At 31.7% G+C, this 13522-nt stretch carries 14 protein-coding genes; 13 read left to right on the top strand and 1 reads right to left on the bottom strand.

Annotated features, from left to right (window positions below):
- Positions 1 to 5: 5 nt before the first annotated feature.
- The 12 genes from DFQ07_RS03855 (at position 6) to DFQ07_RS03910 (ending at position 12457) form a co-directional block, all read left to right on the top strand.
- Entirely contained in the window at positions 6 to 923 is a 918-nt protein-coding gene (locus tag DFQ07_RS03855; RefSeq protein WP_133534966.1) for a BatD family protein, read from the top strand.
- Positions 913 to 1917, top strand: a complete 1005-nt coding sequence (locus DFQ07_RS03860; protein ID WP_208107667.1) for a vWA domain-containing protein — start codon at positions 913 to 915, stop codon at positions 1915 to 1917. The genes DFQ07_RS03855 and DFQ07_RS03860 overlap by 11 nt, the downstream gene beginning before the upstream one ends.
- A 5-nt stretch (positions 1918 to 1922) precedes the next feature.
- Positions 1923 to 2960 carry a VWA domain-containing protein gene (locus tag DFQ07_RS03865; protein ID WP_208107668.1) on the top strand — a complete coding sequence of 346 codons (1038 nt, stop codon included), beginning with the start codon at positions 1923 to 1925 and terminating at the stop codon, positions 2958 to 2960.
- Positions 2961 to 2968: 8 nt separating this feature from the next.
- Positions 2969 to 3784, top strand: a complete 816-nt coding sequence (locus tag DFQ07_RS03870) for a tetratricopeptide repeat protein (RefSeq protein WP_133534968.1) — start codon at positions 2969 to 2971, stop codon at positions 3782 to 3784.
- A 51-nt stretch (positions 3785 to 3835) separates the two neighbouring features.
- The gene (locus DFQ07_RS03875; protein ID WP_133534969.1) at positions 3836 to 5599 is read left to right on the top strand and encodes a BatD family protein; all 1764 of its coding nucleotides are present in this window, start codon (positions 3836 to 3838) and stop codon (positions 5597 to 5599) included.
- Positions 5599 to 6351 carry a tetratricopeptide repeat protein gene (locus tag DFQ07_RS03880; RefSeq protein ID WP_133534970.1) on the top strand — a complete coding sequence of 251 codons (753 nt, stop codon included), beginning with the start codon at positions 5599 to 5601 and terminating at the stop codon, positions 6349 to 6351. The genes DFQ07_RS03875 and DFQ07_RS03880 overlap by 1 nt, the downstream gene beginning before the upstream one ends.
- 56 nt (positions 6352 to 6407) lie before the next feature.
- A complete protein-coding gene (locus DFQ07_RS03885; protein ID WP_133534971.1) occupies positions 6408 to 6713 on the top strand; it encodes a hypothetical protein in 306 nt (101 codons plus the stop codon).
- Between the two features lie 82 nt (positions 6714 to 6795).
- Positions 6796 to 8376: a SulP family inorganic anion transporter gene (locus tag DFQ07_RS03890; protein ID WP_133534972.1), complete on the top strand. Its 1581-nt coding sequence runs from the start codon at positions 6796 to 6798 to the stop codon at positions 8374 to 8376.
- An 11-nt stretch (positions 8377 to 8387) separates the two neighbouring features.
- Entirely contained in the window at positions 8388 to 9185 is a 798-nt protein-coding gene (locus tag DFQ07_RS03895; protein WP_133534973.1) for a universal stress protein, read from the top strand.
- Between the two features lie 27 nt (positions 9186 to 9212).
- Positions 9213 to 9842, top strand: coding sequence for a carbonic anhydrase family protein (locus tag DFQ07_RS03900; protein ID WP_133534974.1), 630 nt, complete (start codon positions 9213 to 9215; stop codon positions 9840 to 9842).
- A gap of 110 nt (positions 9843 to 9952) precedes the next feature.
- Positions 9953 to 11818: a SulP family inorganic anion transporter gene (locus tag DFQ07_RS03905; RefSeq protein WP_133534975.1), complete on the top strand. Its 1866-nt coding sequence runs from the start codon at positions 9953 to 9955 to the stop codon at positions 11816 to 11818.
- A 12-nt stretch (positions 11819 to 11830) separates the two neighbouring features.
- Complete coding sequence (locus DFQ07_RS03910) at positions 11831 to 12457, top strand: carbonic anhydrase (protein ID WP_133534976.1); 627 nt, start codon at positions 11831 to 11833, stop codon at positions 12455 to 12457.
- Between the two features lie 55 nt (positions 12458 to 12512).
- Here the strand turns inward: DFQ07_RS03910 and DFQ07_RS03915 are convergent, their stop codons facing one another.
- Positions 12513 to 13037 carry a CvpA family protein gene (locus DFQ07_RS03915; RefSeq protein WP_133534977.1) on the bottom strand — a complete coding sequence of 175 codons (525 nt, stop codon included), beginning with the start codon at positions 13035 to 13037 and terminating at the stop codon, positions 12513 to 12515.
- 67 nt (positions 13038 to 13104) lie between these two features.
- On the opposite strand from DFQ07_RS03915, the gene DFQ07_RS03920 reads away from it, so the two are divergent.
- A complete protein-coding gene (locus tag DFQ07_RS03920; RefSeq protein WP_133534978.1) occupies positions 13105 to 13458 on the top strand; it encodes a hypothetical protein in 354 nt (117 codons plus the stop codon).
- Positions 13459 to 13522 lie beyond the last annotated feature (64 nt).

A 13522-nucleotide genomic window follows, 5' to 3' on the forward strand; every position in this document is an offset into this window, starting at 1 on the left:
CAATAATGAAATACAAACTACTTTATATATGCTTGTTTTTAGCTTCTTTAACCTTTGCTCAACAACCTCAAGTAAAAGTAGAAGTTGACACCTCAAATATTAGAATTGGTGAACAATTTCAATATAAAATATCTGTTGATGCAACCGAGAATGTTATCATTCCTAAACTAGAAAACTTAAAAGGACTAGAGGTTATAGATAGCCTAAAAATAGACACAATCAAAAACAAACTAGTTCAAAAGTATATTTTAACGGGTTTTGATAGTGGCGCCTTTCACATTCCTCGCCAACAAATATTCATTAGAAATCAAGTCTATTTAACCGATAGTTTATTAATAAATGTCACTACTGTACCTATTGACACTACCAAGGTGAAAAAATTCCCTATCAAAGGAATTAAGGGAGAACCGTATCAGTTGGACGATTTTAAACAGTACATCTGGTGGGCTGTAATTGCTTTAGCACTCGTTGCACTGCTACTATACTTCTTTGTTTTCAAAAAGAAAAAAGAAAAACAAGAAGAAGTTATCATTCCTTTATTAGCTCCTTATGAGGAAGCGATGCAAAAGTTAGAAGAATTAGATAAGAAATTATTGTGGCAAAACAACCAGGTTAAAAAATATTACAGTGAATTAACAGACATTATTAGAGGCTATATTGAGCGAGAACTACATGTTCCTGCCTTAGAAAGCACTACCGATGAGTTAATAGATATTTTACAAGATTTTAACAACATAAAATCAATTGAAACCACCAAAGAAACTATTGAAAAGCTAAAAGGATTATTACAAGAATCAGACTTAGTAAAGTTTGCAAAATCTAAACCTTTATCTCACGAAATAGAGGAAGACAGAAAAGACGCTAAATATATTATTGATCATTTAAAACCTAAAAAACAAGTAGAAGAAGATAATGTGGAATAATTTCGAATTTCATAGCCCTGAGTTTTTATGGTTGCTAATACTGATTCCACTATTAGCATTCTGGAGTTTTTACACCCGAAAAAAAGATAGTGCCGAATTAAAAATACCAAGTACTAAAGGGTTTAAAGTACAAACTTCAATTTTGCCTAAATTGAAACCTTTATTATACTTGTTACGATTGTTAGCAGTAAGTTGTTTAATCATAGCATTAGCTCGTCCGAGAAACGTAGCTGTCAGCAAAAAGACAAAAACAAACCGAGGAATTGATATCGTAATGGCTATTGATGTTTCAGCTAGTATGCTAGCAAAAGACCTACAACCTAACAGACTAGAAGCTTTAAAAAGGGTAGCTACTGATTTTGTAAATCGCCGCCCGAACGATCGTATAGGAATCGTTGTGTATGCAGGAGAAAGTTTTACACAAACCCCTATTACTAGTGATAAGTCTATTGTAAAAAGAACCATTTCTGAAATTAAATGGGGACAGTTAGAAGGAGGTACAGCCATAGGTATGGGGTTAGGATCGGCAGTAAATCGATTAAAAGAAAGTAAAGCAAAGAGTAAGGTAATTATTCTGTTGACTGATGGAGTGAACAACGCAGGTTTTGTAGACCCAAAAACAGCAACAGAGTTAGCCAAAGGAAACGGAATAAAAGTATATACTATTGGAATTGGAACCAACGGAATGGCACTTTTTCCATGGACAAGAGATCCTAGAACTGGTAAAATTTCTTTCAAGAATCAATCAGTTGAAATAGATGAAAGTTTATTAAAATACATAGCTAACCAAACCGATGGACAATATTTTAGAGCTACAAACAATGCAAAACTAAAAGCTATTTATGACGAAATTGACAAGCTAGAAAAAACTAAAATAGAAGAGTTTAAATATTACAATTACTCAGAAAAATATCGATTTTTAGTATTCCTAGCAGGATTCTTTTTACTCTTAGAATTTACCCTAAAAAACACCCTATTTAAAAGTTTTATTTAAGTAATATGTACAAACTAGAAGAACCAATATACTTTTACTTTTTTGCAATTATTCCTGTAATAGTTGTCTTTTTCCTGTTGGTTTTATGGTGGAAAAAGCGAACACAAAAAAAGTTTGCCAACATAGTACTATTAACAAAAATAGCTCCGAATAGCTCTACTTTTAAACCTGTTTTAAAACTAATTTTCTTCATTTTAGGATTATCTTTTTTAATTCTATCATTAGTAAACCCGAAGATGGGCACAAAACTTAAAACGGTAAAAAGAGAAGGAGTTGATGTGGTTTTTGCTTTAGATGTTTCTAAAAGTATGTTGGCTGAAGATATTGCTCCGAATCGACTTGAAAAAGCGAAGCAAATTATTTCTAAAACTATCGACAAACTAGGTAGCGATAGAGTTGGTATTATTATATATGCTGGTAATGCCTATCCACTACTTCCAATCACTACCGACCATGCAGCTGCAAAAATGTTTTTGCAAAATGCTAACCCAGACATGGTTTCAAGTCAAGGTACCGCTATAAATGAAGCTTTAAACTTAGCCAAAACCTATTATGATAACGATGAGCAAACCAATCGCTTTTTAATTATTATTTCTGATGGTGAAGATCATCAAGAAGAAACCAAACAAGTTGCACAAAACATAGCTAACGAAGGAGTTAAAGTTTTTACTGTAGGCGTGGGAAGCGAAAAAGGTGGCCCAATTCCTATAAAGTTAAATGGCGCACTTATTGGTTACAAAAAAGACAGAATGGGAGAAACGGTAATTACCAAAAGGAAACCTGATGTTTTACAAGGAATTGCCGATGCTTCTGACGGAAAATATTTTGACGGTAATAAAACTGAAAACCCAGTAGAAGCAATTGAAAAAATTATTGGAAACGCACAAAAAAGTGAATTTGAAACCAAACAATTTTCAGATTACAAAGACCAATTTCAGTGGTTTGTTGCAATCGGTTTATTCTTTTTAATTTTTGATATGTTTCTATTTGATAAAAAAACCAAATGGTTGAAGAAAGTAGATTTATTTAATGAAGAATCTTAAAATGTAGTATGAAAAGTTTACAAAACATAGTGTTTATCCTCATCTTTGTCATTTCTGCTATAGCAAATGCACAACAAGACACTCTTAAATTACAACGTGAAGCACGTGCCTTATTGCGAGAAGGGAACAAACTATACAATAAACAAAAATTTAGTGATGCTGCAATTGCCTATAGAAAAGCTTTAGGTAAAGATAGCAAGTACGAAAAAGCGAGTTATAACTTTGGAAATACTTTATATCAAGAAAAAAAATACAAAGAAGCAATTGAACAATATGAAGTAACTACAAAAACTTCAAAAGACAAAATAGCTCAAGCTGAAGCTTACCATAATATCGGTAATGCTATGATGGAGCAAAAACAATATCAACAAGCTGTTGATGCATACAAAAATGCTTTACGAAGAAATCCTAATGATGACGAAACACGTTACAACTTGGCTGTAGCGCAAAAAGAAGCCAAAGAGCAACAACAAAATCAGCAGAACAATAAGGATAAGAATAAAGATCAGAAAGATAAGGATCAACAAAAAAAGGACAACAAAGACAAGCAGAACGATAAGAATAAAGATCAAAAAGGCGACGATAAGGATAAAAAAGATGATAAGCAAGATCAGAAAAATGACGATCAAAAAAATCAGCAGAAACCTAATCAAGATCAAAAAGACAAACAAGATCAACAGCCTAAACCTCAACAAGGCAAAATGACTCCTGAACAAATGAAACAATTGTTAGAGAGTTTAAACAATGAGGAAAACAAGACGCAAAAGAAAATGAATGCGCAAAAATCAAAGGGTAGAAAAGTAAAACAAGAAAAAGACTGGTAATTTTACAGTTGTTAAAATCTTAATTATTTTTAGGGCTTTTTAAAAAATAATATGAAGTTGAAATTATACATATCGTTATTAGTTAGTTTTATAACCATTGCTATTAGTGCACAAGAAGCTGCACTGACAGCTACAGTTAGCAAAAACAAATTAGGCGTAAACCAACGATTACGTATTGAGTTTTCAATTAACAAACAAGGTGCCGATAATTTTAAAGCACCAAACTTTACAAATTTCAAAATCGTTGGAGGACCAAGTCAATCTGTAAGTCAATCATGGATTAATGGTAAAGTTTCTTTTAATCAATCGTACACTTACATATTACAACCTAAAAGAAAAGGAGAGTTTAATATCCCTTCTGCTAGTATTGAAGTTGACGGAGAGACCCTTACATCCAACCCCATAAAAGTGATTGTTTTGGATGCCGTTGAAGTTCCAAAAAATCCGAATGACCCTAATTATATTGCTGAGCAAAATATTCATTTAGTTGCTGAAGTTTCCAAAGCAACCCCTTATGTTGGTGAAGGAATTTATGTAGAGTATCGCTTATATTTTAGTGATAATGTAGGTATCTATGACAACGCTGTAACTGAAGCACCACAATACAACGGATTTTGGAATCAAGAAATTAAACGTAACGGAATGCCCGTGAAAAATGGCATGTACAATGGAGAACGTTATCGTTATGCTGTATTACACAAAGCTTTATTAATTCCTACAGCTTCTGGTAAACTGACAATTGACCCTATGAAAATGGATGTTATTGTAGCTGTTCCTACTGGAAGAGCAGATTTTTTTGGAAATGTCATCACTCGTCAGGTTCGTAAAGAGTTTTCTTCAGTAAAAAAAGTGATTAACGCCAAAGCTTTACCTCTACAGAACAAGCCGGAAAATTTTACAGGTGCAGTAGGTGAATTTTCTTTTGATGTATCACTAAGTAAAAACACTTTAAAAGCAAATGAATCTTCGCAAATAAGTGTTTCTGTTAAAGGAAAAGGGAATTTAAAATTGTTTGAACTTCCTAAGATTGAAACTCCGAAAGAACTAGAAGTATATCAACCTGAAAGAAAAGAAAATGTTGGTATTGCTTCTGATGGCTTAAAAGGATCGGTTACTGAGAACTACACCGTAGTTCCACAATTTAAAGGAAAGTACAAAATTCCAAAGACCTCCTTTTCTTACTTTAATCCAAAAGAAGAAGTATATCAAACTATTACAACAGACGATTTATATGTTGACGTATTAGAGGGCAAAGAAGTCCCTTCAGATTCTAATACAAATGCCGTATCAAAACAAAATGTAACAGTTACTGGTAGTGATTTTAGATATATTCAAACATCTACTAACTTTCAACCTACGCAAACAGAAGATTTCTTTAAATCTACATGGTTTTATATCTTTTTGTTGCTTCCAATTTTAGCTATTCCTGTTGGAATATCCATTCATAAAAAGAAAGAAGAGCGTAATAGTGACATTCTAGGAAATAAATTAAGAAAAGCCGATAAGCTTGCAAAAAAATATTTGTTTGAAGCACAAAAACAGTTAGGAAACAAAGAAGCTTTTTATGAAGCTTTAGAAAGAGTTTTACATAACTATTTAAAAGCTAAACTAGGTGTAGAAACCTCTGATATTAGTCGCGATAAAATCACTGATTTATTGCATGGTAAAAATATTGATTCAAGTACCATTACTAATTTTATTAATGTATTAAACGATTGTGATTTTGCTCGGTACACTCCAATTACTAATGTACAAATGAAAGAAGAGTACGAAAAAGCAAAACAAGTAATAACGCAATTAGACAGACAATTATAATGAGAACTATAGCCATATTATTATTCTTATTTGTGTCAACAATTACGTTAGCACAAAGCACCAGCGATTTATTTTTAAAAGCCAATGATTTATACAAAGAAGGGAAGTATGAAGAGGCTATTAGGTTATACGAACAAATAGAAGATGAAAATGCCATTTCATCAGAACTATATTATAATTTAGGAAACTGTTATTATAAACTAAACAAAGTTGCCCCAACTATTTACAACTATGAAAGGGCGTTAAAATTAAATCCTTTAAATGAAGATGCTCAAAACAATTTAATTTTAGCTAAACGTCTAACACTAGATAGAATCGAAGCATTGCCAAAATCGATATTTCAAAAATTTAACCATAACTATTTACAAAAATTCACCTACAACACTTGGGCGATAATTACCATTGTATTTTCATTTATCGCTTCTGTATTATTCTTGTTATTTTATTTTTCGGATGCTTCCAGTAAAAAAAGAACTTATTTTACCACAAGTATTATTTCATTTTTACTATTAATTATATCACTTGTAATAACCTATACACAATACAATCAATCAAAAAACAATATTCAGGCTATTATTTTTGTTGAAGAAGTTTCTGTAAATAATGAACCAACCTCAAATTCTAGCGAAGTTTTCACCTTACATGAAGGAACAAAAGTAAATGTACTAGACTCGGTAGATAACTGGAAGAAAATAAAGCTGGTAGACGGAAAAGTTGGTTGGGTTCCTTCCGAAAATTTAAAAGAATTATAACATTTAAAGTGTAAAAAATTAGTTACTTTCGCCCATCGAACTTATAAATCTCTCTCTTGAAGTCTAAAGCAGCCATCTTTTTTATTGTTCTATTCGCAAGTATTATTGTTACACCTACGGTAGTTACTTTGATGGACAAAAATCAAGACCTTACTATTTTTTTAAGCTTAAATGAGGAAGAAGAGAACACTAAAGAAATAAAAGGGTTGGAGATGACAATTCATCCTATAGAAAACAACAACAATTCTTCATTTTTATATTACAGGATTCAAAAAAAGAAAAACGTACGTTTTCAATCGAAAAATTACGTTTCTCAATATCCTAAAATTCTAACCCCACCTCCTGAGTTTTTTACTATTTAGTTTTTCAAATTATTTAGTATCAAAATCAATTATTTAAATCAATACTCTAAATATTCATTTAGGGTGTAGAAACGCATATATCATGTTTAAAAATATTAAAAGCGACTTACCCGCAAGTATTGTCGTATTTTTTGTCGCATTACCTTTATGTTTAGGTATTGCACTAGCAAGTGGCGCACCTCTTTTTTCAGGTGTAATAGCAGGAATTATAGGAGGAATTGTTGTTGGAGCCTTAAGTGGTTCTAAAATAGGAGTTAGTGGTCCCGCAGCTGGTTTAGCTGCTATTGTTTTAACCGCTATTAGTTCTTTAGGAGGTTACGAAAACTTTCTAGTAGCTGTTGTATTAGGAGGTATTATTCAAATACTTTTTGGAGTTCTTAAAGCAGGAGTTATTGGTTATTACTTTCCATCTTCTGTTATTAAAGGGATGTTAACTGGTATTGGTATCATTATCATTTTAAAACAAATCCCTCATTTCTTTGGGTATGATGCAGAACCAGAAGGTGCCGATAGTTTTATTGAAACCTCAGGAGAAAATACCTTTTCTGCTATTTTACACATTACGGATCATATTACTATAGGCTCAATGCTTATAGGTTTTATTGGGCTGGCTATTTTAATTCTTTGGGATAAAGTTCTTAGCAAAAAAGGGAAAATATTCCATTTAATTCAAGGACCTTTAGTAGCAGTTGTAATTGGTATTATCTTTTTTGTGTTAACTCAAGGAAACGAAGTACTATCAATACAGGCTTCTCATTTGGTAAGTGTACCTATTCCTGAAAGTGCAGCATCGTTTATGGAGCAATTTACATTTCCTAACTTTAGTGCAATTACAAGTCCTGAAGTTTGGATTACGGCTTTTACTATTGCCTTAGTAGCTAGTTTAGAAACCTTACTTTGTGTAGAGGCTACTGATAAAATAGATCCTGATAAAAATATCACGCCAACTAACAGAGAGTTATTAGCACAAGGTACTGGTAATATTATATCGGGATTAATTGGAGGTTTACCAATTACTCAAGTAATTGTTAGAAGTTCTGCTAACGTACAATCTGGAGGAAAAAGTAAAATGTCTGCTATTTTACACGGTTTTCTTTTATTAATCTCTGTTATTTTAATTCCTAGGTTATTAAACAAAATTCCTTTATCAATACTAGCCTCAATTTTGCTAGTAGTAGGCTACAAGTTAGCAAAGCCTAGTCTTTTTAAACAAATGTATGCCTTAGGACGAAAACAATTTGTCCCTTTCATTGTAACTGTAGCTGGTATTGTTTTTACCGATTTACTAACCGGTATCTCATTAGGGTTGGCTGTTGGTGTAATCGTTATCTTAATTAAAAGTTACCAAAACTCTCACTTCTTACATATTGAAGATAAGAGTAACGGTTTACACAAAATAAAAATGACACTTGCAGAAGAAGTAACTTTCTTTAACAAAGGTGCCATTTTAAAAGAATTAGACAACTTACCAAGAGACACGTATTTAGAATTAGACGTAAGAAAAACTAGATATTTAGACAACGATATTGTTGAAATACTAGAAGACTTTGCCTTCAAAGCAAAAGAAAGAAATATCAATATTAAACTTATTTCTGAGCGTGGTGTTGTAGAAAACCCAGACAGTTTCATTCAATTCTTTAAGTTAAGACCAAAAGCTGCCTAAAACTGAACACCATGAAGCAAAGTAATTATAAAATACTAGTGCTTTCCGATATGAAAAGTTCAACTAACAGTACTCTCAGAAGTGCTGTTAGTATTGCAAAAATGACTCAAGGTAACATCACTTTTTTTCATGTAAAAAAACCAACTGATGTTGTTAAAGAAGAGAGTCAGTTATCGGCAATGCGCACTATAAATAAAGAATACAATACCATCAGTAAGAAAATTCAGAATTTTATATCTCCTTTTACAGAAGAATACGGAGTATCGATAAACTATAAATTTTCTTTTGGCAATATTAAAAATGAAATAGATCAGTACATAAAGGAAAACACACCAGATATTATTGTTTTAGGAAAAAGAAAATCGACTATGTTTAATATTACTGGTGATAACCTTACTGATTTTATTTTAAAAAGATACACTAGTACAATTTTTATTGCAGAAAACAATAATAGTCTAGAACCTTATAAACCCTTTACTTTAGGTTTATTAAATAGTAATAAAGACTCATTAAATGAAAGTTTCACAAAAAAAATTCTAGCAAATACAACAGAGCCATTAGTATCTTTTAACATTGCTAAAAACCAAGGCAGTGCAAACAACATACAAAATTCTCTAAATGAAGAATCAGTAGATTATGTTTTTGATCAGAATAACAATACAATTAAAAACCTTTCAAGTTATTTATTAAAAAACAAAATTCACCTTCTACATATTAACAGAAGAAAGGATAAAAACTCATTAACTAAATCTGACATTAAAGCAGTGATTAATAATTTAAAAACATCACTATTAGTTACGTCTATTTAAAATAACAACCTTAATAAAACATACATTATGAAAGCACATACTAAAGAAACACAAGCTACAATGACTCCGCAAAAGTCATTACAATATCTAAAAGAAGGGAATCAAAGATTTCAAAACAATTTAAAAGCTAATCGTAACTTATTAGAACAAGTAAACGATACTAGAGACGGTCAATTCCCGTTCGCAACTATTTTAAGTTGTATTGATTCTAGAGTTTCTTCAGAGTTGGTTTTTGACCAAGGGTTAGGAGATATTTTTAGTGTAAGAATTGCCGGAAATTTCGTAAACGAAGATATACTAGGTAGTATGGAGTTTGCTTGTAAGCTTGCTGGCACAAAATTAATCGTAGTTTTAGGTCATACAAGTTGTGGAGCTGTTAAAGGAGCTTGTGATAATGCCGAGCTAGGAAATTTAACAAACATGTTACGTAAAATTAAGCCAGCTGTAGAAGCTGTTACTGAACCAAAAGATACAAGCTTAAGAAACTCTTCAAATCTAGAATTTGTAGATACAGTTGCTGAAAAAAATGTAAAACTTACTATTAATAGAATTTTACAAGAAAGTGATGTACTAGCAGACATGCATAAAAGTGGAGAAATAATGATTGTAGGGGCCATGTATAATATTAAAGATGGTGCTGTAACTTTCTTTGAATAAACGAAATTGTTGTTTTCAACTTTAAAGAGAATCTAAGGTAAACAAACCTTGATTCTCTTTTTTTTTACGCTATAATAACTATCTTAGTAGTTCTATATATTAATTGATTTATGAAAAAACTATTCTCAAACTTTAAGGGTGATTTATTCGGTGGTATTACAGCAGGAATTGTTGCTTTACCTCTAGCATTAGCCTTTGGGGTTTCTTCTGGTTTAGGCCCTAGCGCAGGGTTATACGGTGCTATTTTTATTGCCTTTTTCGCTGCTTTATTTGGTGGTACTGACACCCAAATATCTGGACCAACTGCACCTATGACAGCTGTAAGTATGGTAGTCATAGCAGGAATTTTGGCTACAAATGATGGCGATATTAACAAAGCTTTACCAGCAATTCTAACTGTCTTTTTACTTGCTGGTTTAATTCAGATTGGGTTAGGCCTTTTAGGTTTAGGTAAATATATCCGTTATATTCCTTACCCTGTAGTATCAGGTTTTATGACTGCTATTGGAGTAATTATTTTGGTTACTCAAATTCTTCCAGCTGTAGGTTATTATGCTAAAGAAGACACTCAATTTGTCGAGCAATTTAAACCTCAAGCAGAAGAATTAATTCTAGAAAATATCTTAAAAGAAGAAGCCGGAGAAGGCATCTTAGTGCTTGAAGATTTTAAAGAGACTGTAAAAAGAGCAGAAGCTACTACTCAAGCAGATATTTTAAAAGAGAGTAAAACCATTGCAGGAAAAGAAGCTTCAGGTGTTTTAGGTACTTTTAAAGTATTACCACGAGCATTAAAAAATATAAATTGGCTGGAGTTAATTTTAGCTTTAGGTACTATCTTTATTATTTACGGATTTAAACGAATTACTACAACAATACCTAGTACATTAGTCGCTTTAGTTGTCATGTCGGGTATAGCTTTAGCTTTTGGACTAAACTACCGTCCTATAGAAGAAATTCCTGGAGGCTTTCCTATTCCAAATATGAAAATCTTTTCACAATTTAGCTTAACAAGTATTACCCCATACATTTTTACAGCTTTAACTTTAGCCTTATTAGGAGCCATTGACTCCCTATTAACTTCTGTAGTTGCTGATAATATGACTAAGACTAAACACAAACCCAATAAAGAATTAGTTGGTCAAGGTATAGGAAACAGTATCGCTGCTGTTTTTGGTGGTATCCCTGGTGCAGGAGCAACTATACGTACAGTAGTAAACATTAATTCTGGTGGTAAAACTAAGTTATCTGGAATGGTTGCTGGTGTTATGCTTTTAATTATTTTATTAGGTTTAGGACCTATTGCATCAAAAATTCCCGCTGCTGTACTGGCTGGTATCCTGATTACTGTAGGTATAGGTGTAATGGATTACAAAGGGCTAAAAGCTATTCCTAACCTACCAAGAGATGCCAAAATAGGTCCATTTAAAGTAAGTTCAGAAGTTATTATTATGCTCGTTGTGTTAATTCTATCAACTTTTTGGAATTTAGTTTACGCAGTTGGTATCGGTTTAGTAATAGCCTCTCTAATGTTTATGAAAAAAATTGGTGATTTAACAGCTGAACGCTCTAACTTAAAATCTCTAAAAGAGGAACCTTGGGCGGATGAAAAAAATTTCCCTAAAGAATTTTCTGAAAAAGTATTTATAAAACATGTTAAAGGACCATTATTTTTTGGTTCAACTAGTAACTTTCAAGCATTAGCAAAACAAATTCCTGCTACTGCTTCACATGTAATTATTCGTATGGATAGAATGCAATACATAGATCAATCTGGTTTATACACTTTAGAAGATATATTGGTTGATTTAGAGAAAAATGGAATTACTGTTTTATTAGTAGATGTATTAAAACAACCACGTTATATGATGGAACGTATTGATATAATTCCTGACCTAATTTCTAAAGAACATATTTTTGATTCTTTCTCTAATTGTTTAGAATGGATTAAACAAAATGTAAATGGCTCAACCCAATAAACACTTCCTATTATGGATTTATCAAAAATATTTGAAAACAATAAAAAATGGGTGCAAGAAAAACTATCCATTAATCCCGATTACTTTAAAAAATTAAATGAGGGTCAGAGCCCAAATTTTTTATACATCGGATGTTCAGACAGTAGAGTTTCTGTAGAAAACTTGATGGGATTAAAACCTGGTGAAGTTTTTGTTCATAGAAACATAGCTAATATGGTTCCTGCTATCGATTTAAATTCAGCATCGGTAATTGAATATGCTGTAGAACATTTGAAAGTAAATCATATTGTAGTTTGTGGACATTATTCATGTGGTGGTGTTAAAGCTGCCATGCAATCTGCAGATTTAGGCTTGTTAAATCCTTGGTTACGCTATATTAGAGATGTATACCGCTTACATAAAGAAGAATTAAACAAAATTGAAGATGAAGAAGCTCGTTATGATCGATTAGTTGATTTAAATGTGCAAGAACAATGTGTTAACTTAATTAAAACCGCCGCTGTACAAAAAGCTTACAGAGATAGAGGATTGAAAGTATATGGTTGGGTATTTGATATTAAAACAGGCGGGCTAATCGATTTGAATATCGATTTTGAACATATCTTAGAAGACATTATGGAAATATATCATTTAGATTAACTTCTAATTTAATTAAAAATAAAAACGGATGAATTTCTTCATCCGTTTTTGTTTTTTATGCAGTAGTTTCCGACTCTTGCTTACTGTCTTCATCTTCTCCATCTTTAATAATGGATGGAAAAATAGTCGGTGCAATCTTTTTTACAGGTTTATATAAAATAGACTCTTCTAAACTTTGTTGCTTTACAAACGGAATTGTATCGTTCATTTTTCCAAAGAAAATAAAAATCACACTTAAAATTAATCCTATTTTTAAAGCTCCAAAAACACCTCCTAAAATCTTATTTAAAATTCCTAGTGAAGCAAAATCAGCTATCTTCGTTAAGATTTTACCTAGCAAAGCAATCACTACAATTATTACTACAAAAGTTCCTGCAAAAGCTGCTAGAGAGATATATTTCTCTTCCCAGTTTACACTATCTTTTAACCAATCTCCTATAAAATACGAAAAATGTATTGCTCCATAAACTCCAGCCACTAAAGCCACCAAAGAGGCAACTTCAACAAACAACCCTTTCATTAATCCGCGAACAAAACCAAACAATAACAAGGCTGTTATAATAATATCGAAAGTATTCATAGTTATTTAATTCTTCCGTGTAAATATACACAACTCATTCATATCTTTGCTTTTTCAAAAAGTACAAATGACCGAAAAAACTAACTTAAAAGAAAAATGGGATTTTGTGATAGCCCAATTATCGCATCAGTTTGCTGATGGTGATGAATTAACCATTGATGGAATTATTTATTTAATTGGCGTTCAAGAATTGGGGCAAGGGCATCGAAAATTTAAAAAAGACGAAAAAGTCAATTTAATGCATATCGCCATATGTAAACTATTGGAACCTTATGGTTATTATGAATTTGACTTTTTTGATGATGATGGTTGGCCACATTATAAAACAATAACTGAGTTACCTAGTTTAAAACCAGGTGAGCAAACCGTATTAATGAAAGAAGCAATTATTAACTATTTTGAAGGAATAAACTTTTTTTAACAATTTTGTTTTTTCAAATTCTGAATTAAAAACATTACAAAAACCACAACATTTCATAACAAAC

The sequence above is a fragment of the Tenacibaculum caenipelagi genome (assembly GCF_004363005.1).
Classification (GTDB): Bacteria; Bacteroidota; Bacteroidia; order Flavobacteriales; family Flavobacteriaceae; genus Polaribacter; species Polaribacter caenipelagi.